This is a genomic window from Geoglobus ahangari (assembly GCF_001006045.1).
Classification (GTDB): domain Archaea; phylum Halobacteriota; class Archaeoglobi; order Archaeoglobales; family Archaeoglobaceae; genus Geoglobus; species Geoglobus ahangari.
In genome coordinates this window covers 494,271-519,526 of record NZ_CP011267.1, presented here as the reverse complement: position 1 = coordinate 519,526, position 25,256 = coordinate 494,271, and the positions used below count along the sequence as shown (strand labels likewise).

The window sequence follows — 25,256 nt, the reverse complement described above, 5'->3', positions numbered from 1 at the left end:
CTCAGATTGCCTTGACCCTCTTTTTGAGGGCCGGAGGCTTTGGCTTCATCACAACCCTGCTGCCGCACTTTGCGCACTGGATCAGGTTTCTCTCGAGGTCAACATCCACTTCGGCACCACAAAAAACGCAGATGAAGACGCTCATAGGCTCTTACCCTTGCTCACGGCCTGCTCAACTATCTTCGCGGCTGGTGAGACGGGTATGTACGCGCCACCTGCGAACTTGTATCCACAGCTCCTGCACTCCCAGATGGCGGTGCCAACCCTCTTCACTGCCTTCTTTCCGCACTTCTTGCAGACGTACTTCTTCCTCTGCTGGCTCTCGATCTCTACAATGCTCCTCCTAACCCTGATGCCGTATCTCGGGCCGAACCTTCCGGCCATCTTAACCTTCTTCGTTCTGGGCATTCCTCACACCTCTTTCAGCAGTTTTCTATTCTCCCTCGCCTTCCTAACGCTCGTTTCTATTATCTCGAAGAGCCTGTCCTCATCGAGCAGGTAACTGCCGCTCTTCTGCATCGCCACTATGTTGTCCTCGCTGTCGGTGGTCACGGTTATAAAGTTTTTCGACGCGTTCTCCTCGTCCTTGCTCGGATCCACAACGACGTAGTCTCCGATAACCTGCGACGTCACGGCGACCGGCAAGTCTCTTACGGGCAGCGGGAAGTCGTCACCGACCTCGTACCTCTCTGCAGGAACCGTCGTGTTGAGGAGCGCCGCTATTGCCGCTAACGCTGAGGCGTCCATGAGGTTTCCGTCGTCATCGAGGGCGTGTATGTCTATGAATACGAGCCAGACCTTCTCTCCCTCCTCTATGCAGAGCTTGTTCAGATCCACCGCCTCGCTCTCCCTGATTCCCCTGTCAACGACCCTTGCGAGCTCTACTGAGTGCTCGTCAGGCGGACCGGGCTCGAACGTTGGGGATGCGAGGGGCACGAGCTCTGCGTTGGTTATTATGATGCCCTTGTCCGGTGTGTCGGGGAACGGCTCCCCCGGCTGCATCTTTATTCCAACAACAACCTGTGTGTTCCCGATCCTGACGAGCGCGGATCCTTCAGCTTTCTCTATCAGCCCTACCTCTATCTCTATGGGCCTGTACTCATCAAAGGCCCTGCCGTCAACCCTCTCTCCATCTCTCAGCTTGCTGAGAACGTAATCTCTGCGAATGTCGAGAAGAATGTCTTCATCCACTTTCATCTACCTCCTCTTCCTGCTCAACAACGTACTTGGCCTTTATGGCCTCCTTCTGCATTTTGTAAATCTCCATCGCCCCCTTCTTCGCCATTTCCAGAGCTTGTTTGAACTCATCCGTCGAGACTCTGCCGTCCATCTGCAGCAGGGCGATGGACTCGATCTTGTCGTTCCTTATGAAGAACGCGAACGGTATGTCTGCCTGCCCGTAGTTGTCCTCCTCCTTCATGGGGTCGAGGACGAGCACATCGTCAACCTTCGCAACGGCAACGCTCGAGATCATGCCCCTCATCGGCACGCCAGCATCAACCAGCGCAACGCTTGCAGCGTTTAGACAGGCAGTCCTGCTTCCCGCATCAGCCTGAAGAACCTCCACGAAAACGTCTATCCCGCTCCTCGGGAAAAGCTCCTTCATCACGACCGCCTCTATGGCTTCTCTGCTCACCTTGGAGATCTCCACGCTCCTCCTGTCCGGGCCCGGCCTCTTCCTCTCCTCAACGCTGAACGGGGCCATGTTGTACCTGTACCTCACCACAGCCTGCACCGGGTCCTGAAGGTGCCTCGGGTGCACCTCCCTCGGCCCGTAAACTGCAGCCACGACCTTGTTCCTCCCCATCTCAAGGTAGCATGAACCGTCAGCCCTCTTGAGAACTCCCACCTTTATCTTTATCGGCCTTAGCTCGTCAAAGGCCCTGCCGTCCAGTCTCTTCCCATCAACTATGAGCTGCATCTCGCTCTCAACTCTATTAACATCCTCACTGACCATTCAATTCACCCTTCCTCTTCTTAACAAACTCGGTTATCCTGTCCGTGAGCCCCTCTGTGTGGGCTTCGGACTCGATAATGTAAATGGCCTCCTCAACTATGTTGGCCTTCCTCCTGTCGCCGCTAACCCATATCAGGCCATTCTTGCCGACGACTATCTGAACGCCCAGCTCGGTCTTGAAGAGCTTTATCATGCTCCCCTTCTTCCCTATTACTCTCGGAACCCTCGCTGGGTTTATCGCCACTATCCTCCCGAACCTGACAGCCCTGCACATCTTGTCCTTCATCGTGAGCGTGACCTTCATCTTCGGATCTATGTTTATCACCTTGGCTATCACGACATCGTCTATGTCGAGAACGTCGTTGGGCTTCTTGTTCGGCCTCATCTCCGGGTTTTCAGCCACAGGAAGGAACCCCTGGTAAGGGGAGTTTATGTCGACTATCCAGCCGTTGGCCGTTACCTCTCTCACTATCCCGATCACCACGTCCCCGACGGACGGAATGTACCTCCCCTTGAGGGGGATTACCCTGACAGTCGTGTCCGTCCTGTCGAGGAGGCCGAGAAACTTCGCGTAAACCTTACCCTTCTCCACGTACGTCCCGCTTCCAGCAACCTTCGGGTTTGTTGCGAGAAGTTCACCGGGAAGAACGATAGCCCTTGCCATGCTTCACCTCCTCCTGAGTATTTTTGTCATGGCCTCACCCTTCGCCACCTTTCCGAGCAGATCCATCAGGTCTCCCTGCATTCCCGCCGGTATCCTCATCACGCATATCCAGCTCCCGTCTCTCTGCCACTCCTCGTTTATCACCGTGCCGAAATTGTAGAGCGCGCCTATCGCCTTGCCCGTGTGCTCTGGCGGGATCTTTATTGCAATCTCGATCTCCTCGAACTTCAGGGGCAGGATGGCCTTCAGCGCCTTGACTATCTCCTTTGCCTGAGCCTCCACAGGCCTGAAGATGTCCACGTTGACCCTCGCCTCCTCCATGGCCGCCTCAATCCTCGCGTAGGTGTGGGGGGCATTTGTCCTCGGGTCAATCGCGTTTCTCCTTATGTACTCAATTATCTGCCTCTTCTTCTGCTCGAGCATCTCTTTCCTCTGCTCGGCGGTAATCTGAACCTCTCCTTCCAGAATTATTCTCTTTATAACTTCCCTTATGTCTCTGGTCTGGAACGCCTTCTCTATGTCCTCGATTGACGCCCTGTCGCCCTTTTTCGCGTCGTGGAACACCTCCTCCACGGCCACGAGGTCCTCGAAGTTCACGTCCTTGCCCTCCTTGAGGTCTCTCGCGAGGTATGGATCCACGAGAACCTCAAACGTCTCTCCGCCCTTCCTGAGCCTTGCGATCACTGCCTTGTCAAGGGAGACCATGGAGCTCCCCTCCTCACTTGGAGAGCTCCTCCCTGATGATCTCGTTGGCCCTGTCTATGTATGGCTTGAGCGTCTCGCTGTCGAGCAGCCTGAACTTCCTGTCATCAACCCTGACAACGCCAACCTCTATTCCTTCAATGGAGATCTCGCTGTTTATCGCCTTGCCCATTGCAATGAGCCCCATCACTATCGCGTCATCCAGACTCAGATCCTCGCGGTACTCTTTCTCGAAGTACTCCATTACCTCCTGCCTTCCAGAGCCGATGGCTGTGGCCTTGTACTCGAGAAGCGCTCCACTCGGATCAGTTTCGAACAGCTTGGGAACCTTGTCAACACCCGCTATGAGCAGGGAAACTCCGAATGGCCTAACACCGCCATACTGGGTGTACTGCTGCTTGAAGTCGCAGATCTTCCTCGCAAGCTCCTTCACACCAATCGGCTCGTCGTAGGTGAGCCTGTTTATCTGGGCCTCAAGCCTCGCCCTGCTCACGAGCACCCTCGCATCCGCGACGAGACCTGAGGTTGCGGCGCATATGTGCTCATCTATCTTGTAAATTTTCTCGATCGTGTCAGCCTCAAGCAGCTTGCTTCCCACCCTCCTGTCCGCTAGGACGACCACTCCTTCCTTGGTCTTTATTCCTATGGCTGTTGCACCTCTTTTTACGGCCTCTCTCGCGTATTCAACCTGATAAAGTCTTCCGTCAGGGCTGAATATCGTTATCGCCCTGTCGTATCCCATCTGCGGAATTTGCATTCTTCAACACCTCCAGATACTTCCTCTTGCAGCTTTTTATCGTGCCAGCGACTCCCAGAATTATCGGGAGCACCTTTTTCTCTCCTGCTTTATCAATCATAGTTAATGCTATTTTTAATTTATTCACATCCTCCCGCCCGCACACAACTATTCCCCTTCCACCTTCGAACTCGATGAGCCTGAAGGTCACACCGCTGAACTCACCGAACAGGTTCATCACAGCCTCCCACAGCGCGGAGACGAGCTCTTCTCTCTCGACCTCTCCTTCCGATATGATTCTGAACGCGATATATCTTTTTTTCCTCCTCATTGAAGGGGGAAGTGACCTCATATTACCTCCAGCCCGTCCATTATGTAGCTATCGTCGAAGAACCTCCTGTAGAGCCTCTCAGACCAGTACCTCGCCCTCTCGGTATTGGCGCCGAAGTAGGAGAAGACGTCCTTTATCTGGCTCGCCCTCCTCATCCCGTAGATATCGGCGGCACCGCTCGTAAGTATGAAAGGGGTGTCGAACTTGTTTATCACCCTGAACATCACCCTGAGCTCTTCCGCGTGCTTCACTCTCCTCGACCTGCTCAGCTTCATTAGCGTCGCGAGCGACACCTCGATCAGGACGTCCTTCTCCCTTGCGAGCTTGAATGTCGGGTAGTCCAGTCTCCTTCCCGGGAAGTCGAGCAGCACGTCAACCTTCTTCCTCATCACCGCGTACCTGTTGACCTCCGGCTTTTCACTCGCGACTCCAACAAATCCCCTCGCCCTCCTCAGCTTCTCTCTCAGCTCCTTATTAGATTCAGCGTGAATGGCGCACCCCTGAATGTTGCTCTCCGTCTCCTCTCCAAAAACGACGTAGCTCTTGAAGCCGAAGTCCTCATCACCGCTGTAGTCGAACCTTATGAAGTCAATCATACCCTTCAGCCAGAATCTTCCGGGCAAACTCTAAAATCTTCTCCCTCTTCGCAGGAAACGTCACGAGCTTAGCCCTGACCACTATCGAGTCCCCGCCGAAGGAGAGCTCAACATCTCCGAGGTATGCAGCCTGCTTGTCCACCCTTATGTGCATTACCCCATCCTCATCCACTATGTCCTCAACGAACTCGAGGAGCACCTCCCTCTGGTCCCCGAGCCTCTCCATTAGGTGGTTCCAGAACTCCCTGATCTCCCTCTTCCTCTTCAGCTCCACCTCGAGAAACTTCATGGGGTTTCCGTAGTGGCCGGTGGCGTTGCTCGCGAGAATCTCGAACTCAAACGGAAAAAGGGTCGAGAGAGCCTGAGCTACCTTCTCGGGGTCTTCAGTCGAGTAAACTATGGCAGAAACCGTGACGTTCTCAATTTTCATAAAAAGGAGTGGAGTTAATTCTTCCTCCTGAAGTTGGCCCTGTAGCTCGGTCTGACCTTCTCTGCTCCTCTGCCCTTCCTTCTCAGCCCCCTCGCCTTCCTGCCAGCAGAGGTCAGGCCCCTGAACACCCTGCCCCTCTGCTTGGCTATTCCGGAAAGCTGCGGGTCGCTCAGGATTGCGGGGTGAGATCTGTCAACCAGAATCACTTCGAACCACTTGTACCTTCCGTCCTCACCAACCCAGTAGGAGTTCAGCACCTCCATGTTGGGGTACTTCCTCGCAGCTCTCTCCTCGGCGATCCACTGCAGGTTCTTCTTGGGCGTGAGCCTGCTGATCATCATGTTCTTCGTCTTCCTTCCCTTGTTGGGCCTGCTTGCCCTTCTGCCCCCTCTCCTGATCCTGACCCTGACCACTATCACTCCCTTCTTGGCCTTGTAGCCGAGAGCCCTTGCCCTGTCGAGCCTCGTTGGCCTCTCTATCCTTACCACCGCTGGCTCTCTCCTCCACTTCTGCAGTCTCTCCCACATCAGCTGTCCGACGTAACCCTCCCACGGGTTCTTCCATGCCTCTCTAATATACGCGTAAGCGGATTTCATTCTTAACCCTCCGTTAGCGTGATTGCACCGCCTATCTCAATTCGCTTAATAAATATATCGTCCCTCTCTCCTCTCTGCAATACTCCTCACCGAAAGATTAAAATAGTTACGGGCAAGAGGCGGGGAGAAAGGTAGGTGAAGTGGATGAATGACGTAATCAGGCAGAAGGCTGTAGACCTTGCGAAATCTATAGCCGAGAGTGAGGAGTATAAGGAGTTTGTGAGCACGGAAGAGGTTTTGAAGCAGGATGAGCTCGCCCAGAGCCTTCTCATAGAGTTTCAGGAGAAGCAGCAGGAGTTCATCTCCAAGCAGCTCATGGGTGAGATGGACGAGGCGCTGCTCGACAGCCTCACAAGCCTGCAGAACAGGCTGAACGAGCTCGATAGCGTTAAGAACTTCATGGAAGCTTACACAAAGCTCGTCAACCTTCTCGGAGAGGTTGGAGACCTGATAAGTCAGGAGTTGGACTTCGATTTCGGCGAAGTCTACAGGAGCTGACCTCCTCAAATTTTCAGGCAAATATTTAAACTGTTTTCGGCCTTCTTTCATCAATGTCCGAATTCACGGCAAAGGAGCTTGCCGAAGTCCTCGTGGCCATACGTGTAAGGCTTATCAGAATCCTCGCCATAGTTGCCGTTGTCTGGGCCATCTCTTTCCTCTACATCTCCGACTTCATAATCCAGAAGATCAAGGAGGATCTGCTGCCCGAGGGAGCGAACCTGATCTATCAGGCCCCACTCGAGGGAATGATTCTCAAGCTCAAGATCTCTCTGATCCTCGGCTTCATCGTTGCGCTGCCCTACATAGTCGTCCTCGCCTATAGAACTCTGAGGGACAGAACGGAGTTTTTCTCCAACTTCGAGATATCGAGGAGTCAGGCCATCATCTACGGCATCGTCTCGGTGATCCTCTTCGCTGCCGGCGTGGCCTACGGCTACACCCTCATGCTCCCCCTCTTCCTGCAGTTTCTGTACGAGTCTGCGAAGAGTCAGGGCGTTCTTGCCTTCTACTCTCTCGCAGAGTTCATCAACTTCGTGGTGATGATGCTCGCGGTTTTCGGCGTGATCTTCCAGATGCCCCTTTTCATGTACATCCTTGTGAAGAACGGAATAACGAGCCTCGAGACGTTCAAGTACTACAGGAGGCACTTTTACGTGGCCTTCTTCACCGTAGCCGCGATAGTAACTCCTCCAGACGTCTTCACCCAGCTGATGGTCGGTGTGCCCATGGTTCTGTTTTACGAGATAAGCCTGATAGTGGTGAGGGTGCTTACGTAAGTTATATAATCTCAAACCATACCTGATTATCTGGGGGCTCGTAGCTCAGAGGCAGAGCGCCGCATTCGCAATGCGGAGGCCCCGGGTTCAAATCCCGGCGAGTCCACTTTTATTCTTTTTGAAACGTTCGGTGGTGATAAAATCGCTTCGAAGAGCCGTGAAACTGCCCTCCCGATCCTGAAGGGAGGTGAGGGATTGACCGTAGAGGAGATCGAGGCAGCGATAGAGAGAAGTATTGGAGAGGAAGTGGCAGAAAAGCTGAAAAAGGGCTGTGCAGATTTTGACCTCAAAGCCCTGCCGTAGCCCCTAATGCTAAATCCTTCTGACCTCGATCACCTCCAGCGGAACCCTCTGCAGCCTCTTTCCAATCTCGTACTTCGCTATCTTCGCCGCATGCTCCTCATTCTGCGCGTTGAAGACCTTCATCTCGAAGATGAGGCCAACCAGCGCCATCCCGGCGACCATGAACACGCTTTTGAGGGGTGTGTGGCACTTGGGGCACTCCGTGTCCCCAACATCAATGTCCACGAAGTCTAGATCGGGGCTCAGCCTCTTTCCAGCCTCGGCAACAGCTATGTTCATCGCATCGCTAACGCTCCTTGCCTTCCTAACAACCCACGCCCCCTGAAGGACGACAAGATAGTCCGGCATGTTAACCACCGAATATCTTCTTCAGAAAACCACCGTCCTTCTTCTCCTTCCTCTCAACCTTCCCTCCGCTCTTGCTCTTCTTCCTTCCCCCCCTCTTCTCACCAAAAATCTCGACCGCATGTCCGTGCCTGCTCTTCCTGACCCTGATCCTGACTATAACAGGACGCTCGAGTTCGGGGCTGACTATCACCGCATTGCCGGGTGGGAGGCGCTTTATGTCCTCGACCATCTCCGCTGTCAGACCCTCAACACCCTTCCTGACCGCGTTTATGTCGTTGGGGTTGGTCAGGCGGAGAATTATCTGGGTGTTGCACTGGCTTATGACGTTCTTGTCAACCCTCGCCGGCCTCTGGCTGATGACCATCAAACCCAGACCGAACTTCCTGCCCTCGCTTGCAATCGTCCTCAAAATCTGGGTGGAGACAGCCTTTCCGAACCCCCTCTCCGGGATGAAGTTGTGTGCCTCCTCTATCACGATCATTCCCGGCGGGATCTCCTCTCTCTTCCTCATCTCGAAGAGCTTTCCGCATATCCTTGCGACGATCAGATCCTGATATGCTGGATCAACTCCCCGCATGTCGAGTATCACGGCTCTCCCCTTCTGCAGGAGGATGTCTATGGGTGTCGGGTTGTCGGAGAAGAGGCCGGACTTCTGTATCTTGGTCAGAGCACCAAGCAAGACCGACTTGCTGCTGTTCTTTATCTCTTCAACCCTGTCCATTATGTCCTCGAGGGTGTAGTCATCAAGCTCCCTTATCACCTGATAGAGGAGGGCCTGCGCCGAGGGGCTGGTTATGTTCCCCAGCTCTATTATCTCCTCTGCATCGAGGTTTCTGCCGTCCAGATATATCACACTATCCGCTCTATCAACAAATGGTGAGCCGGGAGGAACGTAGACCCTTATGTTGGAGTAACCCTTCGGCCTGATTCCGAACTCCTCCATCCTCTCCATCTCTTCTTTCACGTCGTTGGGCTGCTTGAGCGATGCGTACTCTCCGTGGGGGTCGATGATCAGCAGAGGAACCCCCTTCTCGATGAGTTCCTCTATTATTACCCCTGCAGTGTAGCTCTTCCCTCCCCCTGTTTTTGCCAGAATGCAGACGTGCTTCTGAACGAGGCTGTTCACGTCAAGCTTCACCTTTATCGACGTGTCGCCCAGCAGGCCGAGGTAGACCCCATCGTCGCTCATCCCGAGGACTTCAGCCACCAAGCTCTCCTCGGCGAGAAAGACTTTCTCACCCGGGACGAAGGGAGTTCTTGGAGCCTTCAAAACTCCGTTCTCCCTCTTCCCAATCACGCTCGCCTTTGCTATGTAGACCTCAGCCTCAACGTTCCTCCCCTTCAGAACATCCTCTCCACTCACGTCAGATTTCGCTATCACGTCCGTCACGTAGGCTACAATCCAGCCCTCCACGTCGTTCCACACCTTTACGTAGTCTCCTCTCCTCACATCCCTCGGATTGAAAACCACAAACTCAAACTCGAAGGCAGAGGTCTCTCCAAAAATCCTGCCTACCTCACCCTTCATCCTCACTACCCCACAACCTGTCAAGCTCCCTGTCCTGCCTCTCGCTTATCTCCTTCACCACCATCAATCTCCACCCGTGCCGGTCGTTCAGCAGCACGAGTGGCTTCTTCTTGCAGTAAAAAACATCCACCTTCCTCTCCAGCCTGTGGGTCTTCCCGCAGACCGGACACTCAACCTCAACCTCTTCCGTACTCATCGTCAAACCTCTCTATGTCGTCCTCACTCAGGTAGTCCCCAATCGCCACCTCGATCATCTCGAGCGGTATCCTGCCGGGATTCACGAGCCTGTGCTTAACTCCAGACGGAACAAACGTGCTCTCGCCGGGCCTTAAAAAGTATTCCTTCCCCTCGCTGATGACCTTGGCCATCCCCCTAACAACTATCCAGTGCTCGCTCCTGTGCATGTGCCTCTGGAGGCTCAGCCTCTCACCCGGCTTCACGACGATCCTCTTTATCCAGTAGTTCTCTCCCCTCTCGAGCAGAACGTAGCTCCCCCAAGGCCTGTGGACGACCGTGTGCACCTCAGCCCTCTCATCTCCCCTCTCCTTCAGAATCCTCACGACCTCTCTGACCCTCTCCGCAACGCCCTTCTTGGAGATGAGGAGCGCGTCCCTCGTGTCAACTATCAGCAGATCCTCCACTCCAATGGCTGAGACGAGCCTGTCCGACATCACGAGGTTGTTCCTTGAGTCAAGGGAGATGAGCTCCCCTCTTACTGCGTTTCCATTCTCATCCTTTTCCATCACCTCGTAGAGCGAGTCGAAGCTTCCGAGGTCGCTCCAGAAGATGTCGAGCTCCATCACCGCTGCCCTCTCCGTCCTCTCCATGATCGCGTAATCAAAGCTCGTCTCCGGGCATCTCCTGTACCCCTCCCCGACATCTTTCTCGAAAGCCTCGTAAAGGCCGGGATAGTGGCGCCTGACCTCCTCTCTCAACACCTCTCTGCTCGTCAGGAACATCCCGCTGTTCCAGAGGTACCCTTCGGAGACGAACCTCTTCGCGGTCTCCATGTCAGGCTTCTCCGTAAACCTCTCGACCCTGAACACCTCCCCTGCCCTTTCCCCGGGCTTGATGTACCCGTAGCCCGTGTGGGGCTTTGTTGGTTTTATTCCGAACGTTATTATGAACTCTCCAGCGTGTTTCTCAGCTCTCCTGATGTATCTGGCCAGATCGCCTTTTATGAAGTGGTCTGAGGGTGTGATGAGGAACGTGTCATCAGCGTGAAGCGAGGCGTAGATTATGGCCGGAAACGTGTTCTTCGATGCGGGCTCAACGAGTATCTCAGCCTCAGCACTAATCTCGTCCAGCTGATCACGGACTATGAACTTCTGCTCGTCGTTGGTGATGATCGCGACTTCATCTCCTATCCTCATCGCCCTTTCCACGGCCATCTGGAAAAGGGACTTCGAGTCGAATATCTTCAGGTACTGCTTCGGGTACTTCTCCCTGCTGATGGGAAAAAGCCTCGTACCCTTGCCGCCGGAGAGGATGAATACTTTCATGCGACTTTATTTTTCGTCCGCTAAAATAAAATTCTTTTCCCTTTTTCGCGCTTTTATCTTCCGGTTAGTATTAATTCTGATAAATTACGAAAACAATTTAAACTTATTGCGGGCAAAACTTGACATTAACTGGAGGTGTTGTGAATGGAATTTGAGCTCACTCAGGATCAGAAAGACATTCAGAAGGCCGCGAGGGAGTTTGCGCAGAACGAGTTCACGGCTGAGAGGGGCAGGTACTACGATCAGAATGAGGAGTTCCCGTTTGACCTCTGGAAGAAGGCATGCGAGCTCGGCTTCATCGGTGTGCACTTCCCCGAGGAGTACGGCGGAGCGGGAATGGGAATTCTGGAGAACATACTCATAGTTGAGGAGTTCTGCAGGGCTGACAGCACGATTGGCAGCGCGATAATCCTTTCAGACTTCTCATCTGAGGTAATAATGAGGTTCGGCAGTGAGGAGCAGAAGGAGGAGGTTCTTCCGAAGGTTGCTGGCGGAAAGGCCATAACGGCCGGCTGCTACACCGAGCCAGAGGCTGGGAGTGATCTCACGGCCATAAAGACGAAGGCGGAGAAGGATGGGGACGAGTGGGTGATAAACGGCTCGAAGACATTCATAACCAACGGAACGATCGCGGACTACTACGTCGTCCTCGCCGTCACAGACCCCAACGCCCAGCCGAGGTACCGCGGCTTCACGACCTTCCTCGTCAGAAAGGATGCGGAGGGGCTTGAGACCAACAAGATAGACGGGAAGTTCGGCATAAGGTCATCCCCAACTGCCGAGGTCGTGTTCAAGAACGTGAGGGTGAGCGAGGACGACATAATCGGCCAGCTCAACCGCGGGTTCTATCAGGTTCTTGAATTCTTCGACGAGAGCAGGATCGAGATCGCCGCTCAGGCTCTCGGCATTGCTCAGGGCGCGTTTGACAGAACCCTCGACTACGTGAAGCAGAGGAAGCAGTTCGGGCAGCCAATCGGCGCGTTTCAGGCGCTCCAGCACAGAATAGCTCACCTTGGCACCATGATCGAGGCTACGAGGCTACTGATTTACAAGGCCGCATGGAACTACGACAAGCACGGAATTGACCCAACCCTGACGAGCATGGCCAAGTATCTCGCAGGAAAGCTCGCCGTTCACGTGTGTGATGAGGCGATACAGATGCACGGCGGGTATGGGTACGTTGCCGAAAACGACGTGGAGAGGTTCTACAGGGATGCGAAGATCACGGAGATATACGAGGGAACTAAGGAGATCCAGCTCAACACGATAGCTAAAGGCCTTCTAGGCAAGTTCTGATTTCTTTTTCACGATAACTGGGGTGGTATTATGGAGGATGAGAAGAAGATTGAGGAGATAAAGAAGAAGAGGGAGGAATGGGAGAGGACGTGCCTCAACCCGTACCTTGAGAGGTTCGGCGAGAGAGACGAGATGTTCGAAACCCTCTCCGGAATCAAGGTCAAGAGGGTTTACGATCCAACTGACATCGCTCATCTGGACTACGTGAGGGACATCGGCTATCCCGGAGAATACCCGTACACGAGGGGAGTTTATCCCACAATGTACCGCGGAAGGCTCTGGACGATGAGGCAGTTCTCGGGATTCGGCACTGCTGAAGACACGAACGCAAGGTGGAAGATGCTCCTGAAGGAGGGGCAGACAGGGCTGAGCACGGCCTTCGACTTCCCGACGCTCATGGGAATTGACAGCGACGATCCTCTTGCAGATGGTGAGGTGGGGAAGGTCGGTGTTGCCGTTGATACGCTCAAGGACTTCGAAATCCTCTTCGACGGAATCCCGCTCGACAAGGTCTCCACATCTTTCACGATCAACCCGCCTGCCGCGATAATTCTGGCCATGTACACTGCCATCGGTGATCTGCAGGGTGTGCCGAGGGAGCAGCTAAGAGGCACGATCCAGAACGACATGCTCAAGGAATTCCACGCCCAGAACACCCTCGTCCTTCCTCCCGAGCCGTCCGTCAAGATCATCACCGACATCTTCGAGTGGGGTGTGGAGAACGTGCCGAAGTTCAACCTGATCAGCATTTCAGGCTACCACATCAGAGAGGCTGGCTCAACCGCGGTTCAGGAGCTTGCCTTCACTATAGCGGACGGAATGGCATACGTTGAGGCGGCAATCGAGAGGGGAATAGACATAGACCGCCTCGCCCCGCAGCTCAGCTTCTTCTTTAACTCCCACAACAACTTCTTCGAGGAGATAGCGAAGTTCAGGGCGGCAAGGAGGATGTGGGCCAAGATCATGAGGGAGGAGTATGGTGCAAAGAACCCCCGCTCGTGGTGGCTCAAGTTCCACACGCAGACAGCAGGCTGCTCCCTAACTGCCCAGCAGCCCCTTAACAACATAGTCAGAACGACGATACAGGCCATGGCGGCTGTGCTTGGAGGAACGCAGAGCCTTCACACCAACAGCTTCGATGAGGCGTGGGCTCTACCGAGCGAGGAGGCTGTGAGGGTTGCTCTGAGGACGCAGCAGATTATAGCCTACGAGAGCGGGATACCTGACACAATTGACCCGCTTGCGGGATCGTACTACGTTGAATGGCTAACTGACAAGATGGAGAAGCTCGCGTGGAAGTACATCGAGCAGATCAGGAAGATGGGTGAGGGCAGCATGCTCAGGGGAGTGCTGAAGGGCATAGAGGACGGATTCTTCGTCAAGGAGATCAGCAGGGCTGCAGCGGAATACCAGAGGGATGTGGAGGAGGGCAGAAGGGTCATAGTCGGAGTTAACAGGTTCACCATAGACGAGGAGCTCAACATCCCGATACTGAAGGTTGACGAGGAGGTGCAGAGGAGGCAGATAGAGAGGCTCAAGAGGATAAAGGCCGAGAGGGACAACGATGCAGTGAAGGAAGCTCTCGAGTGGCTCAGGAGTGCAGCAGAGAACAACGAGAACGTCATGCCGGCCATCCTTCAGGCCGTCAAGTCATACGCCACGGTCGGAGAGATTATGGGCACCCTGAAGGAGGTTTATGGCACGTACAGGAAGCCAATCATCATCTAATTTTTTGGAGGTGGTAGAGGTGGATAGGAAGATCAGGGTTCTCGTCGCAAAGGTCGGGCTGGACGGTCACGACAGGGGTGCAAAGGTTGTTGCGAGGTTCTTGAGGGACGCCGGCTTTGAGGTCATCTACACCGGCCTTCACCGCACCCCGCAGGAAGTTGCTATGGCTGCTGTGCAGGAGGATGTTGATGTTGTCGGAATTTCCCTGCACAGCGGGGCCCACATGACGCTCGTGCCGAAGGTCATGAAGTACATCGAGGAGTACGGCGGAGACCTGAGCGAGATGGTCATCATCGTGGGCGGAATCGTGCCTGAGGACGACATCCAGAAGCTCAAGGAGATGGGCGTGGACGAGGTGTTCATCCCCGGAACCCCCATAGAGAAGATCGTGGACTTCATAAGGGAGAAGGTTCCGGAGAAGAAGGGGCTTAAGGAGAAGGCGGAAGCATGAACGTGGACGATATAGTAAGGGGCATCGAGGAGGGCAACAGGAGAGCTCTGGCAAGGGCGATAACGTACGTTGAGAACGAGTACCCTGAGGGCAAGGAGATAATGAAGAGAATCTTCAGCAGAACAGGAAAGGCGCACGTTGTCGGCATAACCGGTTTTCCCGGTGTGGGGAAGTCAACGACCGTGAGCAAGCTCGTCCAGAAGTTCAGGGAGGTCGGGAAGACTGTTGGTGTGGTTGCCGTTGATCCCGGCTCTCCGTTCACAGGCGGTGCCCTGCTGGGTGACAGGCTCAGGATGGAAGGGCTGGATGTGAACAGGAACCTCTGGCTCGACCCGGGAGTGTTCTTCAGGAGCATGAGCTCTCGTGGAAAGGCCGGAGGGCTTGCGGCCAAGACGGGGGATGTGATAAGGCTCCTCGATGCATTCGGCTTCGACGTGATTCTCGTTGAGACTGTTGGGGCGGGTCAGAGCGAGGTGGACATTGTCGAGGTTGCCGACACGAGCATAGTCGTCATGATGCCCGAGATGGGAGATGAGATTCAGATAAACAAGGCCGGTATCCTCGAAATCGGAGACATCTATGTGGTGAACAAGGCAGATCTTGGCGGGGCGGAGAAGACTGTGAAGTGGCTGAAGTCCATGATCATGATGGATCAGGAGGCGGTGGACATACTGAGCAAGACCACTCATGCCGATGAGCTCGCTGTACAGAGCGGGGAGATCTTCGAGAGGATGAAGAAGTCCAAAGACTGGGTGCCCCCCATAATCACCACCGTGGCCGACAAGGGGGAGGGTATAGATGAGCTGGTGAAGGCAATAGAGGACCACTTCGAGTACCTGAAGAAGTCCGGCAAGCTGACCGAGAGGAGGGTCAGGAGGCTCAGCAGAGAGCTGTTCGACCTCATAATGGACGAGATAAAGCAGATCCTCAGCAGAAACGAGAGGATAGACTTCAGGGACTACGTGGAGAGGGTCGTCAAGGGTGAGAAGGACCCGCACACATCCGCTGAGGAGATTGTGGAGAGGCTTCTCAGGGTGGGGTGCTCTTGAAGACCTCCGATAAAACCCACCTTTTTAATCTGGAGCTCGTCAGCAAAGATGATTTGAGGATAGAGGCTGTTGGGAGCATAGACGAGGCAAACGCGTATATAGGGCTCGCGAAGACCAAAATTGATGATGAAAGGCTGAGAAAGATCCTGCACGACGTGCAGGTGAACATGTTCCGGGCAGGCTCGCAGGTCGTTGGTGGGGATGAGAAAATAACGAAGGCAGACCTCGAAGAGCTGCTCGAGATCGTCAGGAGGATGGAGGGCGAGGTTGAGTTTCCGAGGAGCTTCATAATCCTCGAGAGGGATGAGGTTTCTGCCGTTCTGAGCGTTGCGAGGAGCGTTGTCAGAAGGGCAGAGAGGAGGGTTGTCTCCCTTTACAGGAACGGGCTTGTGGACTACACCCTCGTCGAGTGGCTCAACAAGCTGAGCTACCTGCTCTACCTCATGATCCTTGCGGTTCAGAAGGGGGAGTACGAGCCGGTGGAGCTATGAAGGAGAGCTGGAGCAAGCACAGCGACACCTTGGAGAAGAGCAGGGAGTATCACAAGAGGTACCAGATAGCCGTGAGCAGTCCGCTGAGGAGGAGAATACTAAGGCTCATCAAGGAGGGGAAAAGCGAGAGGGAGATCGGGGAGATTCTCGGCCTCGACGAGAAACAGTTAGAATACCACCTCAAGATCCTCGAGTGGGGCTACTGCATAGACAGGAGCGAGGGGAGGCTGGAGATAACGAAAGAAGGGCTGGTGGTGGACTATCTTGACTGAAATGGTTGTTGCCTGCGGGCAGCAGAGGGTAGTGAAGGACGTGGAGACCAACAAGTCAAAAGCGCTGAGCCTCGTCAAGAGGGCAATTCAGGTTGACGCGAAGATCGTTGTTCTTCCAGAGGCCTCTAACACCGGTCTCTTCCCGGAAAACTACTCGTCCGTGGGAAGTGCTGAGGAGGAGCTCGACACGATTCTGAAGCTGTCGGAGAGGAAGGACATCCTCGTGATTGCGGGAGTGGTTGAGAGGGAAGGTGGAAAGCTCTACAACAGCGTCTGCCTGCTGCACAGGGGAGAGATAATTGGAAAGTACAGGAAGATCCTTCCCTTCCCTCTAACCGACGAGAGGAAGCACTTCACTCCCGGGAGCGAGCTGAGGGTGTTTGACACCCCCCACGGGAAGGTTGGAGTGCTGGTCTGCTATGAGGTCAGGTTTCCCGAGATGGCGAGAAGGCTCGTAAAAGAGGGGGCGGAGATACTCGCCATTCCAGCCGAGTTTCCTGCCAGCAGGATAGAGCACTGGAAGACGCTCATAAGGGCGAGGGCGATAGAGAATCAGGTCTTCGTTCTCGCGGCAAACTGCGTTGATCCGGAGGGGAAGTACAACGGCCAGTCTGCGATAATAGATCCCTATGGCAGAGTCCTCAACGAGGCCGGGGAGCTGCAGGAGCTCATCTTTGCGAGGATAGATCTGGGTGAAGTGGAGGAGTGCAGGAGAAAATATCCTTTTCTTGAAGATCTGAGCACCATTGATAAAATCCTTTCTGAACAGAGCAATAACGGGTTGAAGTTACCGTAAATAGTAAGTTTTTTATATCACCCATTTGTCATGTTAAATACGGAAAAATAGGTCTTTGAGGGGTGATTTTATGTCTGATAGCAGGGAGGTTAGAGATATTGAGGATCTGCCGTATACGGAATACGTCAGGGAAATTCTGAATCCAGAGAAAACTTTCGAGAAGCCCGAGCCTCTGAAGGGGATCAGAGTTATCGAGATCGGAACTCTTGTTCTCGGGCCAATGCTTCCAACGTATCTGGCCGAGTTCGGAGCGGAGGTCATAAAGGTGGAGCTTCCGGGTATTGGAGACACGATGAGGGCACTCACACCGTTCGCGAAGTTCTACAAGAACCTCGCCCTCGGATTTGAGGCCGCGAACAACAGCAAGTACCACGTGTCCATAGACCTCAGAACACCCGAGGGCAAGGAGCTGATGTACAAGCTCGTAAAGAAGGCTGACGTGCTTGTTGAGAACTTCAGGCCCGGGACAACGGACAGGTGGGGCCTCGGCTACAGGCAGCTGAGCGAGATCAATCCGGGGCTGGTTTACATCAGCATGTCCGGCTTCGGCCAGTGGGGTCCGTTCACTGTAAGGCCGAGCTACGATGCAGTTGCGCAGGCCACCTCTGGGCTGATGGAGACGACAGGCTTCAAGGAGGCGATGCCACTCAAGGTGGGTGACTGGATCGGTGACTATTACGGCGCTCTAATCGGCGCTTTTGCGGTGATGGTCGGCCTCTACTACAGGCAGAAAACAGGCAAGGGCCAGTACATAGACCTCTCGCAGGCTGAGAACCTCGTGAGGAACATGGACTGGACCTGGCTTTACGTCTTCCTCACGGGGAAGAACAGAGAGAGGACGGGCAACAGGGACGTTGCTGTTGTTCCCTCAGACATAGTCAAGGTCAAGGATGGATACGTTGCCATTGCAGCCTTCAAGGAGGAGGAGTTCAGAGGGCTCTGCGAGGCGATGCACCGCTACGACCTCTTTGAGAAGTTCGCCGACATAGAGGAGAGGCAGAAGCCGGAGAATCAGGAGGTCATCTACAAAGCCATACACGAGTGGGCGAAGGACAAGACCGTCAAGGAGCTCGAGGAGCTTGCAGAGAAGCACGGGTTTGCGGCGGCGAAGGTCATGAGCGCCAAGGATCAGTATGAGGACGAGCACTGGAATGAGAGGAAGGCCGTGTGGAAGTATGAAGACCCGCTGTGGGGCGAGCTGGCTGAGGTTGCGCCAGTTCCAAAGCTCAGCGAGAGCCCGGGGAGGATAAAGTGGACCGCAAGGCCGCTGGGCTTCGACAACGAGTACGTGTTCGTAAGGCTGCTGGGGCTGAGCATAGACGAGCTCAAGGAGCTCTACAAGAAGGGGGTCATAGGAAAGTACAGCAGGGAGATTCCGAGAACCTGCCCGCCAGACGACTGGGACGGAAAGTCCGGCCTCTTCTTCCCGGAGGTGAGGGCTGATGAGTGACTGGGTTGAGTGGGCAAAGGAGAACTGCAACGTTCTCAATGCGAAGGATAAGCCCGAGGCGCTTGACGACGTCCTCGTGCTCGATTTGAGCTATGGCAATTTCGCGGGTCTTTTCGCCTCATCACTGCTCGCGGAGTTTGGAGCTGAGGTCATAAGGATCGAGCCACCCGGCGGCGACATAGCGAGGAAGATGACACCTTACGGCTTGAAGATCAAGGACACGGGGCTTGCGTACATCGTCGAGGGAAGGAACAAGTTCCACATCACCCTCAACCTCGAGAGCGAGGAGGGCAGGGAGATATTCAAGGAGCTGGCCGAGAAGGCTGATGTGGTCATTGAGACGTTCAAGCCCGGCTACATGGACTCCCTCGGCATAGGCTACAGGCAGCTCAGCAAGATAAATCCGGGGTTGATTTACACCGCCATCTACTCTTACGGCCACTTCGGCAGCAAGGCGGGGAAGGGCCTGCCGGACTACGACGTGATCAATCAGGCGATGGGAGGGATAACTTGGACGACAGGAATTCCCGAGGAATACGAGGAGTATCCAGAGCACACGAGGGTTCCCACTAAGATGGGCCCGTGGATGGGATGGTACGTCGGTGGAGGTTTCGCGGCCTTCGGAATAATGGTCGCCCTCTTCTGGAGGACGATCTCAGGAAAGGGACAGTTCATTGACGTCTCAGAGGCCGAGGCTATGGCGAAGGTGCAGAACTACTACGTGCAGTACTATCACACCTTCAGGGACACCATCAACAGGGTTGCGAACTTCGATCCGGCGGTGTTCCCGTACACACTCATCAAGGTGAAGGACGGCATGGCGTTCATAGCTGGTTTCAGCGACCCCAACTGGAAGGCTCTCTGTACGATACTTGGCAGGGAGGATCTGATAGACAAGTACCCGACGATAAAGGAGAGGCTCACGCCCGAGAACTGGCCCAAAGCTTTGAAGGAGCTTGAGAAGGTTACGGTTAACATGACGACCGAGGAGCTGATTCAGGCGACCCTCGAGTACAAGGGAGAGGGTACAGCTGTTGCGGGCGAATTACTCACGCCGAAGGAGAGCTTCGAGGTCGAGAACTGGTGGCTCAGAGGAGCGCTGATGAAGGTCAAGGATCCCTATTATGGAGAGCTCGCCGTGCAGGGAATAGCTCCGAAGCACGAGAAGACGCCGGGCAGGATAAAGTGGCTCTGCAAGCCTGTTGGAGAGGACAACGAGTTCATCTACAAGAAGTACCTCGGCTACGGAAAGTCGAGGCTCGAGGAGCTCAAGAAGAACGGCGTGATTTAAAATTTAAAAAATTAAGCCTTCTCTTCTCTTTTTATCAGGTTCGTTGCGAGGAGAACTGCAAATCCCACTGCGAGCACAGCCACTCCTGTGAACGGGTACTTCATGTAGCTCAGCACCAGTGCTGTTACAAAGCCCGCGATCACAGCCTCCAGACCTCTGCTGAATTTTGTGTGGATCATGGCCAGAACGAGGGGCAGCGTGGAGAGCAGAAGCGTGGAGGACATCACCGCAAGCTCCACAATGTACGCAGGCCTTGTTGAGGCGAAGATGGCAACCGCTATGGTGAGCACGACTATCGCAGCCCTGCCGGCGAGCTGGCTCCTTGCTATATCCCTCGACACCATCGAGGAGAGGCTCAGTATTATGGAGTTGGCCGTGGTTATCGCAGCAGAGAGGATGCTGATTCCGATGAGCAGGGAGAGCCATGACGGCAGCAGGGAGAGGAGGGTTGGAGTCACGAGATCCCTATCATTGATCATCGGGAACTGCCCGTTCTCTGCCATTACCCTGAGCATCAGGCCGATCAGCGTTACCATCACCGTGTATACCAGCCCGAACAGGCCGAAGTACACGACCATCCTCTTCAAGGCTCTCTCGTCTTTAGGGATGAACAGCCTCTGGAATACCTGAGGATTTGTCAGGGCGAAGAAGAACCAGGGCACGGTGAGCTTTATGAAAAGCTGTGGAGTCCATATCCTGTTGGGCACGTGCATGAGCTCTCCAAGCTTCGACGTCTCTGCCGCAAAGTCCGGGTTCATGCTGTAGACGTAGGCAACGGCCAGAACCGCTGCGGACAGCATTATCACGCCCTGCACGGCATCTGTCCACGCGACGCCCCTCAGTCCTCCTATGAACGCCCAGAGCGCGATGAGCAGAGCTGAGATGGCTATTGCTACGCTGAAGTCAATTCCGGAGAGCTTCTCCACGACAAGCGAGACTCCGATGAGCTGGCTGGACGTGTAGGGGATTAGAGCGACCAGAGAGATCAGGGCAACAGCCATCGCCGTGCCCGTCCCGAACCTCTTCCCGATGAGCTCTGCCGGAGATATCGCGCCACTCTCCCTCGACATCCTCCATATCTTCGGGCCGTAGTAGGAGAGGAGCATCAGCGTGCCGAGGAGGTAGAACATCTCGAAGCCGTAAGCCCCAACGCCTGTTGCGTAGCTCAGGCCCACGAGCCCCACCATCATGAAGGCCGAGTATGTTGTCGCTGCATAGGTCAATGCCGAAACGAGCCCGCCAACGTTCCTGCCGGCTATGTAGTAGTCCTTGTCCCCCCTCAGCCCGTACCTCCTCGCGTAGATCGCTATTGCGGTTCCTGCCACTGCGTAGAGCAATATGGCGATCGTGAAGCTATTCAACCTCCCACCTCCTGTAGGCTATGTGTGCTAAGTAAGCGGACACCACGGCAGTCCAGTACAGGTATGTGGACAGGTCGCTCGTCTTCAGCGCCACAAACGGTACGAGCATCGCCGTGAGCACGGCTACAAACTCCACACTCCTCATCGAACACATGTTTGGAAAGGTGGTTTTTTAAGGGTTTCGGGTGGAAAATGGGATTTTGAACAACACTCGACCAAAAACGAATGACAGATAAACCTGTAAGTAGAACGCGGACAGTCATGGAAATCGGGATCATTTACTCAGGCGAGTTCGGAAGGCGATTCGTCTCAAACCTCACATATCCGGACAGCTGCCCTCACTTCGGGGCTTGCGGGATTGATGAGTGCGATCACTGCAAGAGCTACGACCTCTCTTCCTCCATCGTCTTTGCGAGGGAGCTCGAGGAGCCCTCGACGTACGGGGTTTACATAGAGGAGCCCGAGAGGATAGTTGGAGAGGTGGAGTGCGAGGTGCTCGTGGCGATAAACCTCCATCCTGACATAATCGCCGAGCTTCCCGAATTTGCGGGCGTGAAATGCCTGATAGTGCCCGTGGAGCATCCGGCATGGCTCTCTGTCGGCCTGAGAGAGCAGGTGAGGAGAAAATGTGAGGAAGTAGGGATTGAATTCTACGCTCCTAAACCGTTTTGCGCGTCAAATACTCCTCTGGCGGATCTGGGGTTTGGAAAACCCGAGTTCAGGGTGAAGATGGACGGGAACGTTGTTGAGCAGGTCGAGGTTGTGAGGAGCGACCCCTGCGGCAACGCCTACTACGTGGCAAGGAGGATGAGGGGCTACGAAATCCTAGACGTTGGCGAGTTCTGGAAGGACATACACCAGCACCAGTGCGCCTATCCGTGTCTTGCGAGCATGGAGAGGGACGCTGAGATCAGGGAGGCTCCATTCCACCTCGCGGGCTACGTCATGGTCTACCAGTTCAGCAAGGCGTGTGGGGTTGATGCTGAGAGCTTTGTTCCCGAGCACATGAAAAAATTTGTGTTGGATTCGGTCTGAATCTCTTTTTACCTTCTTTCAGTAGCCCATATAAGGTAAACTCCTTTTTCATCCGCGTCAATCGCAATCCAGATGATTCTCCAAGAGATTTCTTAGCTTTGATTTCTTCCATTAGCTAGGTTATTGGAGCAGCATAATTTGTATTTTTGGTTTTTAATTTTTTAATTTTAATGTTGTTCCGGTGAACCTGATCCTCAGGCTGAAGAGGCATTCAAATCCCTCTTTATCTCTTTAATCTTTATTTCAAGTTCTGGGAGTTTGTTTTTCACGATATCCCACACAAGTTCCAGATCTACTCCAAAATACTGATGGATCAGAATGTTCCTGAGTCCTACAATTTTACGCCATTCGATATCCGGATACTTTTCCCTGATCTCTCGTGGCAATGCTCTGCATGACTCACCTATTATTTCGAGATTCCTGACCACGGCATCAACCACAAGCCTGTTTTCTGCAAAATCTTCAAAATCCATACCTGCAGTGTATTCTTCTATTCTCTGTATTGCTTCAAGTATGTCGTCGATATACAGTCTATAATCCCTCAATCGGGACAGCCTCCTTCCAGACTGCGTCTTTAATTCCTGGCTTCAGAGCCTCAACTGTGATAAGATCAACTTCTACTCCAAGCAGGTCTTCAAGGAAGAATTTAAGGTCCATGTAATTGTCGAAAGTTTTCTTTCCTTTCTCGAATTCCACGAGAATGTCGATATCGCTCTTCTCGCTCTGTTCTCCTTTTGCATAGGAGCCGAAAAGCCAGAGTCTTTTAACTCCAAATCTCTCGATTTCGTTCCAGTGTTTGATTATCATTTCCATGATTTCAGTTCTGGAGAGCATGGCTCTATCCTCAATTTTATTTTTTATGAAATTTTAAAAAGTTATTTGATCCTGACCTTTCCTGTGAGCAGTTAACCCCATGATTTTAAATAATGCTCCGAAACTGGCCATGAGCCGATTCCTGCAAGGGGCAATTTTAAATTGCAAAAAGTTGTTATGTGTCCTTATTTACTCTCTCTTGCTCCTGTAATACCCACACTTCTTGAACCTCAGCTCTCCCCTCTTGAAGTCGTCAACCCACCTCGGAAAGACCCTCGAGATTCTCGCCTCAAACCACCTACACCTGTACACTCCATCGTACTCGTAAAACTTGCACTCAACGCATCCCATGAATCAAGTAAGTTTGATAAAATATAAAGTTTTCTGAATAACTATCTCAGTCCGACGAGTTCCTCAAGTGCCCTCTTCTGGTCGCTGGCCTTCACAACTCCGCTCGCCAGCAGAACACCATCTGCTCCGAGGTCTATCGCAGCGACAACGTCCTCATACGTGGCAATTCCTGCGCCGCAGAGCACCTTTACCTCCGGGTTGATTCCCTTTGCCGCCTTGACGGAGTTCTCGACCACCTCTGGTTCAGCTTTGCTCACGGGGATTCCGCTTCCTATCAGCTCAGGAGGCTCTATCGCCACGTAGTCTGGAGAAAGCGCGGCAGCAGCCCTTGTGGTGGAGACGTTGTTGGTGCAGACGACCGAGGTGAGCCCGAGTTCCTTAAACTTCGAGACCAGATAGTCTATGTCCGCAAGCCTGAGCCTCCTCTCGCTGTGGTTTATCAGGCTCCCCTTAACTCCCTTCTCCTTCAGCATCTCAGGGGTGATCCTCCCCGTGTGGCTCCCGTAGCTGACAGCATCTGCGTGCTGTGCGAAAACGTCTATGTCCACGCTTTTCACTATCTCGGGAATGTCGAGGAAGTTCGGGGCGATGGCCATGTAGAAGTCCACCTTCTCGGAAATCTCCTTCACGGCCTTAGCGAGGGCCAAGGCCCTCTCTCCACTCCCCTCCCCATACGCCTTAAAGTTTATGATTACGGCCTTCACACAAACCACCTCAGAAATCTGTCATGACACGGAACTGATCCGTGTCGGGCTTCATATTCGCCAGAAATCTCCTCGCCGCCCCCTCTATGTCCCTTGCCCTCGTTATCGCCCTTCCAACCACGAGCATGTCCGCACCTCCGGAAATTGCGTCCTCAACGTTCTCCGGCCTTATTCCTCCTGCCACGGCCACAAGGACGTCGTGCTTCTCCTTTATCGGCCTTGCGAACTTCCACGGAGGCTCTTCATGCTCCGAGTCTATGGCCCTGTGCAATTCGACGACATCGGGCTTCACACCAGCCTCGACGATCTTGTCCAGCCTGCTTACGGGGTCCTCGACGTTCAGCATGTCCACGACGCAGTATATCCCGAGCTTCTGAGCCTCGTTCACGGCCTTCTTTATCGTGTTTATCGGCGCGAGTCCGGAGATCACGACCGCGTTGGCAGTTGCATCCACCGCCATCCTCGCCTCGAGGTTGCCCGTGTCGAGGGTCTTGAGATCGAGCACGAAGAACGCGTCGGGCTTCTCCTCCCTGAGCTTCAGGATCACCTCGGCCCCATACCTCTTGGCCAGCGGTGTGCCGACCTCGTAAATTATGTGGTCGCTGTCCGGGATGTACCTGAGAACCCTGAGCACCTCCTCGAGGCTCGGAATGTCTATTGCCACCTGCAGGTAGGGTGGATCCCAGAGTCTGGTGAGCTTTCTTCCCGCGAACGGGTGGAAGCTTCTGTCCTTCTCGTAGAGCACCGTGTCTACGTCAGGGAAGCTCTGCATTGCCCTCTTGATTGCGAGCTTGGTGGCGCTGTAGTTGTAGTAGAACACCTTCTCCTTGTTCTTAGCCTTGGGGTGAATGAAGACGCTCACGACGATGACGTAGTCCTCAGCTTTCTCCTTCGGGATTATCCCGTCCTCAACCGCATCAGCTATCGCCTTCGCAACAGCCATCTGTGCCGGCCCGAAGATGAGCTCGGCCTGGAACATGTCCTTGACCGTGACCTTCGGGATTATCACGGCGGGAGGCTTGGTGATCAGGTTTGGCCTCAGAACCGCGAGCAGGGGTGTGTGGCCTGCAGAGAGCTGGGAAAGGGCGTTGGCAAATGCCTCGCCCACGGGGCTGTCCTTCGTCCCGATCATGAGGTCTATGTGGGCGACCTCATCTCCCGTTCCGACCAGAGCCTCTCCGATCCTGTACTCCATAAA

Annotated in this window: 34 protein-coding genes and 1 tRNA gene; 13 read left to right on the top strand and 22 right to left on the bottom strand. The window is 54.1% G+C overall.

Features of this window, described 5'->3' with window-relative positions; all coding sequences use genetic code 11:
- Nucleotide 1 precedes the first annotated feature (1 nt).
- Genes GAH_RS03015 through GAH_RS02965 form a run of 11 tightly spaced genes read right to left on the bottom strand, consistent with a single transcriptional unit; the run spans nt 2 to nt 6,012 of the window.
- Complete coding sequence (locus GAH_RS03015; RefSeq protein ID WP_048094628.1) at nt 2-145, bottom strand: DNA-directed RNA polymerase subunit P; 144 nt, start codon at nt 143-145, stop codon at nt 2-4.
- On the bottom strand, nt 142-408 hold the full coding sequence (gene rpl37A, locus GAH_RS03010) for a 50S ribosomal protein L37Ae (RefSeq protein WP_048094627.1): 267 nt from the start codon (nt 406-408) through the stop codon (nt 142-144). The genes GAH_RS03015 and rpl37A overlap by 4 nt, the downstream gene beginning before the upstream one ends.
- 3 nt (nt 409-411) lie before the next feature.
- A complete protein-coding gene (rrp42, locus tag GAH_RS03005) occupies nt 412-1,191 on the bottom strand; it encodes an exosome complex protein Rrp42 (RefSeq protein WP_048094626.1) in 780 nt (259 codons plus the stop codon).
- The gene (gene rrp41, locus GAH_RS03000) at nt 1,184-1,957 is read right to left on the bottom strand and encodes an exosome complex exonuclease Rrp41 (protein WP_048094625.1); all 774 of its coding nucleotides are present in this window, start codon (nt 1,955-1,957) and stop codon (nt 1,184-1,186) included. Before rrp41 ends, rrp42 begins: the two co-directional genes overlap by 8 nt.
- Nucleotides 1,947-2,621 carry an exosome complex RNA-binding protein Rrp4 gene (gene rrp4 / locus GAH_RS02995; protein ID WP_048094624.1) on the bottom strand — a complete coding sequence of 225 codons (675 nt, stop codon included), beginning with the start codon at nt 2,619-2,621 and terminating at the stop codon, nt 1,947-1,949. Before rrp4 ends, rrp41 begins: the two co-directional genes overlap by 11 nt.
- A 3-nt stretch (nt 2,622-2,624) precedes the next feature.
- Nucleotides 2,625-3,326: a ribosome assembly factor SBDS gene (locus tag GAH_RS02990; protein ID WP_048094623.1), complete on the bottom strand. Its 702-nt coding sequence runs from the start codon at nt 3,324-3,326 to the stop codon at nt 2,625-2,627.
- A 13-nt stretch (nt 3,327-3,339) separates the two neighbouring features.
- Nucleotides 3,340-4,080 carry an archaeal proteasome endopeptidase complex subunit alpha gene (psmA, locus tag GAH_RS02985; RefSeq protein ID WP_048094622.1) on the bottom strand — a complete coding sequence of 247 codons (741 nt, stop codon included), beginning with the start codon at nt 4,078-4,080 and terminating at the stop codon, nt 3,340-3,342.
- Nucleotides 4,028-4,411, bottom strand: a complete 384-nt coding sequence (locus GAH_RS02980; protein ID WP_048094621.1) for an Rpp14/Pop5 family protein — start codon at nt 4,409-4,411, stop codon at nt 4,028-4,030. The genes psmA and GAH_RS02980 overlap by 53 nt, the downstream gene beginning before the upstream one ends.
- Nucleotides 4,408-4,986 (bottom strand): RNase P subunit p30 family protein, encoded by a 579-nt coding sequence (locus tag GAH_RS02975; RefSeq protein ID WP_048094620.1) that lies wholly within the window; start codon nt 4,984-4,986, stop codon nt 4,408-4,410. Before GAH_RS02975 ends, GAH_RS02980 begins: the two co-directional genes overlap by 4 nt.
- Entirely contained in the window at nt 4,979-5,416 is a 438-nt protein-coding gene (locus GAH_RS02970; RefSeq protein WP_048094619.1) for an RNA-binding domain-containing protein, read from the bottom strand. The genes GAH_RS02975 and GAH_RS02970 overlap by 8 nt, the downstream gene beginning before the upstream one ends.
- Nucleotides 5,417-5,430: 14 nt before the next feature.
- Nucleotides 5,431-6,012: a 50S ribosomal protein L15e gene (locus tag GAH_RS02965; protein WP_048094618.1), complete on the bottom strand. Its 582-nt coding sequence runs from the start codon at nt 6,010-6,012 to the stop codon at nt 5,431-5,433.
- A gap of 144 nt (nt 6,013-6,156) precedes the next feature.
- Here GAH_RS02965 and GAH_RS02960 point away from each other — a divergent pair, with 144 nt between their 5' ends.
- The 3 genes from GAH_RS02960 (at nt 6,157) to GAH_RS02950 (ending at nt 7,395) form a co-directional block, all read left to right on the top strand.
- Nucleotides 6,157-6,510 carry a YlbF family regulator gene (locus GAH_RS02960; RefSeq protein ID WP_048096692.1) on the top strand — a complete coding sequence of 118 codons (354 nt, stop codon included), beginning with the start codon at nt 6,157-6,159 and terminating at the stop codon, nt 6,508-6,510.
- Nucleotides 6,511-6,563: 53 nt separating this feature from the next.
- The gene (gene tatC / locus GAH_RS02955; protein WP_048094617.1) at nt 6,564-7,289 is read left to right on the top strand and encodes a twin-arginine translocase subunit TatC; all 726 of its coding nucleotides are present in this window, start codon (nt 6,564-6,566) and stop codon (nt 7,287-7,289) included.
- A 34-nt stretch (nt 7,290-7,323) separates the two neighbouring features.
- Nucleotides 7,324-7,395, top strand: a tRNA-Ala gene (locus GAH_RS02950).
- 206 nt (nt 7,396-7,601) lie between these two features.
- On the opposite strand, the gene GAH_RS02940 is transcribed toward GAH_RS02950, so the two are convergent.
- Genes GAH_RS02940 through GAH_RS02925 form a run of 4 tightly spaced genes read right to left on the bottom strand, consistent with a single transcriptional unit; the run spans nt 7,602 to nt 10,970 of the window.
- Nucleotides 7,602-7,940: a DUF555 domain-containing protein gene (locus GAH_RS02940; protein WP_048094615.1), complete on the bottom strand. Its 339-nt coding sequence runs from the start codon at nt 7,938-7,940 to the stop codon at nt 7,602-7,604.
- A 1-nt stretch (nt 7,941) separates the two neighbouring features.
- A complete protein-coding gene (locus tag GAH_RS02935; RefSeq protein WP_048094614.1) occupies nt 7,942-9,468 on the bottom strand; it encodes a helicase HerA domain-containing protein in 1,527 nt (508 codons plus the stop codon).
- A complete protein-coding gene (locus GAH_RS02930; RefSeq protein WP_048094613.1) occupies nt 9,458-9,664 on the bottom strand; it encodes a hypothetical protein in 207 nt (68 codons plus the stop codon). Before GAH_RS02930 ends, GAH_RS02935 begins: the two co-directional genes overlap by 11 nt.
- Nucleotides 9,645-10,970: a mannose-1-phosphate guanylyltransferase/mannose-6-phosphate isomerase gene (locus tag GAH_RS02925; RefSeq protein ID WP_048094612.1), complete on the bottom strand. Its 1,326-nt coding sequence runs from the start codon at nt 10,968-10,970 to the stop codon at nt 9,645-9,647. Before GAH_RS02925 ends, GAH_RS02930 begins: the two co-directional genes overlap by 20 nt.
- Before the next feature lie 144 nt (nt 10,971-11,114).
- Here GAH_RS02925 and GAH_RS02920 point away from each other — a divergent pair, with 144 nt between their 5' ends.
- From GAH_RS02920 to GAH_RS02880, 9 genes are all read left to right on the top strand, one after another.
- Nucleotides 11,115-12,266, top strand: coding sequence for an acyl-CoA dehydrogenase family protein (locus tag GAH_RS02920; RefSeq protein ID WP_048094611.1), 1,152 nt, complete (start codon nt 11,115-11,117; stop codon nt 12,264-12,266).
- Nucleotides 12,267-12,296: 30 nt separating this feature from the next.
- On the top strand, nt 12,297-13,994 hold the full coding sequence (locus GAH_RS02915; protein WP_048094610.1) for an acyl-CoA mutase large subunit family protein: 1,698 nt from the start codon (nt 12,297-12,299) through the stop codon (nt 13,992-13,994).
- Nucleotides 13,963-14,445, top strand: a complete 483-nt coding sequence (locus GAH_RS02910) for a cobalamin-dependent protein (RefSeq protein ID WP_048094609.1) — start codon at nt 13,963-13,965, stop codon at nt 14,443-14,445. Before GAH_RS02915 ends, GAH_RS02910 begins: the two co-directional genes overlap by 32 nt.
- The gene (meaB, locus tag GAH_RS02905; RefSeq protein WP_048094608.1) at nt 14,442-15,494 is read left to right on the top strand and encodes a methylmalonyl Co-A mutase-associated GTPase MeaB; all 1,053 of its coding nucleotides are present in this window, start codon (nt 14,442-14,444) and stop codon (nt 15,492-15,494) included. The genes GAH_RS02910 and meaB overlap by 4 nt, the downstream gene beginning before the upstream one ends.
- Entirely contained in the window at nt 15,485-15,985 is a 501-nt protein-coding gene (locus tag GAH_RS02900) for a cob(I)yrinic acid a,c-diamide adenosyltransferase (protein ID WP_245604065.1), read from the top strand. The genes meaB and GAH_RS02900 overlap by 10 nt, the downstream gene beginning before the upstream one ends.
- Nucleotides 15,982-16,257: a winged helix-turn-helix domain-containing protein gene (locus GAH_RS02895; protein WP_048094607.1), complete on the top strand. Its 276-nt coding sequence runs from the start codon at nt 15,982-15,984 to the stop codon at nt 16,255-16,257. Before GAH_RS02900 ends, GAH_RS02895 begins: the two co-directional genes overlap by 4 nt.
- A gap of 1 nt (nt 16,258) precedes the next feature.
- The gene (locus GAH_RS02890; protein ID WP_048094606.1) at nt 16,259-17,053 is read left to right on the top strand and encodes a nitrilase-related carbon-nitrogen hydrolase; all 795 of its coding nucleotides are present in this window, start codon (nt 16,259-16,261) and stop codon (nt 17,051-17,053) included.
- A 70-nt stretch (nt 17,054-17,123) separates the two neighbouring features.
- Nucleotides 17,124-18,503 carry a CaiB/BaiF CoA transferase family protein gene (locus GAH_RS02885; protein ID WP_048094605.1) on the top strand — a complete coding sequence of 460 codons (1,380 nt, stop codon included), beginning with the start codon at nt 17,124-17,126 and terminating at the stop codon, nt 18,501-18,503.
- Entirely contained in the window at nt 18,496-19,794 is a 1,299-nt protein-coding gene (locus tag GAH_RS02880) for a CaiB/BaiF CoA transferase family protein (RefSeq protein ID WP_048094604.1), read from the top strand. The genes GAH_RS02885 and GAH_RS02880 overlap by 8 nt, the downstream gene beginning before the upstream one ends.
- Before the next feature lie 11 nt (nt 19,795-19,805).
- Here the strand turns inward: GAH_RS02880 and GAH_RS02875 are convergent, their stop codons facing one another.
- Together GAH_RS02875 and GAH_RS10765 are read right to left on the bottom strand one after the other, a co-directional pair.
- Nucleotides 19,806-21,155: a sodium:solute symporter family protein gene (locus tag GAH_RS02875; RefSeq protein WP_048094603.1), complete on the bottom strand. Its 1,350-nt coding sequence runs from the start codon at nt 21,153-21,155 to the stop codon at nt 19,806-19,808.
- Complete coding sequence (locus tag GAH_RS10765; protein ID WP_169745335.1) at nt 21,148-21,300, bottom strand: hypothetical protein; 153 nt, start codon at nt 21,298-21,300, stop codon at nt 21,148-21,150. The genes GAH_RS02875 and GAH_RS10765 overlap by 8 nt, the downstream gene beginning before the upstream one ends.
- Before the next feature lie 116 nt (nt 21,301-21,416).
- Between GAH_RS10765 and GAH_RS02870 the strand changes: the two genes are divergently transcribed.
- Entirely contained in the window at nt 21,417-22,190 is a 774-nt protein-coding gene (locus GAH_RS02870) for a DUF166 domain-containing protein (protein WP_048094602.1), read from the top strand.
- A 194-nt stretch (nt 22,191-22,384) separates the two neighbouring features.
- Here GAH_RS02870 and GAH_RS02865 read toward each other — a convergent pair whose 3' ends face one another.
- The 5 genes from GAH_RS02865 to GAH_RS02850 form a co-directional block, all read right to left on the bottom strand.
- A complete protein-coding gene (locus GAH_RS02865; protein WP_048094601.1) occupies nt 22,385-22,735 on the bottom strand; it encodes a HepT-like ribonuclease domain-containing protein in 351 nt (116 codons plus the stop codon).
- Complete coding sequence (locus GAH_RS02860; RefSeq protein WP_048094600.1) at nt 22,722-23,024, bottom strand: nucleotidyltransferase family protein; 303 nt, start codon at nt 23,022-23,024, stop codon at nt 22,722-22,724. The genes GAH_RS02865 and GAH_RS02860 overlap by 14 nt, the downstream gene beginning before the upstream one ends.
- 168 nt (nt 23,025-23,192) lie before the next feature.
- Nucleotides 23,193-23,354, bottom strand: a complete 162-nt coding sequence (locus GAH_RS10655) for a hypothetical protein (protein WP_156967374.1) — start codon at nt 23,352-23,354, stop codon at nt 23,193-23,195.
- A gap of 41 nt (nt 23,355-23,395) precedes the next feature.
- Nucleotides 23,396-24,058, bottom strand: coding sequence for a triose-phosphate isomerase (tpiA, locus tag GAH_RS02855; protein WP_048094599.1), 663 nt, complete (start codon nt 24,056-24,058; stop codon nt 23,396-23,398).
- A 10-nt stretch (nt 24,059-24,068) separates the two neighbouring features.
- Complete coding sequence (locus GAH_RS02850; RefSeq protein ID WP_048094598.1) at nt 24,069-25,253, bottom strand: bifunctional 5,6,7,8-tetrahydromethanopterin hydro-lyase/3-hexulose-6-phosphate synthase; 1,185 nt, start codon at nt 25,251-25,253, stop codon at nt 24,069-24,071.
- Nucleotides 25,254-25,256 lie beyond the last annotated feature (3 nt).

What these genes read in the sequence shown, in the direction of transcription:
- GAH_RS02885 (WP_048094605.1), top strand. Translation starts at nt 17,124, where the DNA reads ATGTCTGATAGCAGGGAGGTTAGAGATATTGAGGATCTGCCGTATACG.
- GAH_RS02925 (WP_048094612.1), bottom strand. Translation starts at nt 10,970, where the DNA reads ATGAAAGTATTCATCCTCTCCGGCGGCAAGGGTACGAGGCTTTTTCCC.
- tatC (WP_048094617.1), top strand. Translation starts at nt 6,564, where the DNA reads ATGTCCGAATTCACGGCAAAGGAGCTTGCCGAAGTCCTCGTGGCCATA.
- GAH_RS03015 (WP_048094628.1), bottom strand. Translation starts at nt 145, where the DNA reads ATGAGCGTCTTCATCTGCGTTTTTTGTGGTGCCGAAGTGGATGTTGAC.
- GAH_RS02915 (WP_048094610.1), top strand. Translation starts at nt 12,297, where the DNA reads ATGGAGGATGAGAAGAAGATTGAGGAGATAAAGAAGAAGAGGGAGGAA.
- GAH_RS02980 (WP_048094621.1), bottom strand. Translation starts at nt 4,411, where the DNA reads ATGAGGTCACTTCCCCCTTCAATGAGGAGGAAAAAAAGATATATCGCG.
- meaB (WP_048094608.1), top strand. Translation starts at nt 14,442, where the DNA reads ATGAACGTGGACGATATAGTAAGGGGCATCGAGGAGGGCAACAGGAGA.
- rpl37A (WP_048094627.1), bottom strand. Translation starts at nt 408, where the DNA reads ATGCCCAGAACGAAGAAGGTTAAGATGGCCGGAAGGTTCGGCCCGAGA.
- GAH_RS02920 (WP_048094611.1), top strand. Translation starts at nt 11,115, where the DNA reads ATGGAATTTGAGCTCACTCAGGATCAGAAAGACATTCAGAAGGCCGCG.
- GAH_RS02850 (WP_048094598.1), bottom strand. Translation starts at nt 25,253, where the DNA reads ATGGAGTACAGGATCGGAGAGGCTCTGGTCGGAACGGGAGATGAGGTC.
- GAH_RS02990 (WP_048094623.1), bottom strand. Translation starts at nt 3,326, where the DNA reads ATGGTCTCCCTTGACAAGGCAGTGATCGCAAGGCTCAGGAAGGGCGGA.
- GAH_RS02890 (WP_048094606.1), top strand. Translation starts at nt 16,259, where the DNA reads ATGGTTGTTGCCTGCGGGCAGCAGAGGGTAGTGAAGGACGTGGAGACC.
- GAH_RS10765 (WP_169745335.1), bottom strand. Translation starts at nt 21,300, where the DNA reads ATGAGGAGTGTGGAGTTTGTAGCCGTGCTCACGGCGATGCTCGTACCG.
- GAH_RS02930 (WP_048094613.1), bottom strand. Translation starts at nt 9,664, where the DNA reads ATGAGTACGGAAGAGGTTGAGGTTGAGTGTCCGGTCTGCGGGAAGACC.
- GAH_RS02870 (WP_048094602.1), top strand. Translation starts at nt 21,417, where the DNA reads ATGGAAATCGGGATCATTTACTCAGGCGAGTTCGGAAGGCGATTCGTC.
- GAH_RS02910 (WP_048094609.1), top strand. Translation starts at nt 13,963, where the DNA reads ATGGCACGTACAGGAAGCCAATCATCATCTAATTTTTTGGAGGTGGTA.
- GAH_RS02960 (WP_048096692.1), top strand. Translation starts at nt 6,157, where the DNA reads ATGAATGACGTAATCAGGCAGAAGGCTGTAGACCTTGCGAAATCTATA.
- GAH_RS02975 (WP_048094620.1), bottom strand. Translation starts at nt 4,986, where the DNA reads ATGATTGACTTCATAAGGTTCGACTACAGCGGTGATGAGGACTTCGGC.
- GAH_RS02880 (WP_048094604.1), top strand. Translation starts at nt 18,496, where the DNA reads ATGAGTGACTGGGTTGAGTGGGCAAAGGAGAACTGCAACGTTCTCAAT.
- GAH_RS10655 (WP_156967374.1), bottom strand. Translation starts at nt 23,354, where the DNA reads ATGGGATGCGTTGAGTGCAAGTTTTACGAGTACGATGGAGTGTACAGG.
- GAH_RS02940 (WP_048094615.1), bottom strand. Translation starts at nt 7,940, where the DNA reads ATGCCGGACTATCTTGTCGTCCTTCAGGGGGCGTGGGTTGTTAGGAAG.
- GAH_RS02935 (WP_048094614.1), bottom strand. Translation starts at nt 9,468, where the DNA reads ATGAAGGGTGAGGTAGGCAGGATTTTTGGAGAGACCTCTGCCTTCGAG.
- rrp41 (WP_048094625.1), bottom strand. Translation starts at nt 1,957, where the DNA reads ATGGTCAGTGAGGATGTTAATAGAGTTGAGAGCGAGATGCAGCTCATA.
- rrp4 (WP_048094624.1), bottom strand. Translation starts at nt 2,621, where the DNA reads ATGGCAAGGGCTATCGTTCTTCCCGGTGAACTTCTCGCAACAAACCCG.
- GAH_RS02895 (WP_048094607.1), top strand. Translation starts at nt 15,982, where the DNA reads ATGAAGGAGAGCTGGAGCAAGCACAGCGACACCTTGGAGAAGAGCAGG.
- GAH_RS02970 (WP_048094619.1), bottom strand. Translation starts at nt 5,416, where the DNA reads ATGAAAATTGAGAACGTCACGGTTTCTGCCATAGTTTACTCGACTGAA.
- GAH_RS02965 (WP_048094618.1), bottom strand. Translation starts at nt 6,012, where the DNA reads ATGAAATCCGCTTACGCGTATATTAGAGAGGCATGGAAGAACCCGTGG.
- psmA (WP_048094622.1), bottom strand. Translation starts at nt 4,080, where the DNA reads ATGCAAATTCCGCAGATGGGATACGACAGGGCGATAACGATATTCAGC.
- GAH_RS02860 (WP_048094600.1), bottom strand. Translation starts at nt 23,024, where the DNA reads ATGCTCTCCAGAACTGAAATCATGGAAATGATAATCAAACACTGGAAC.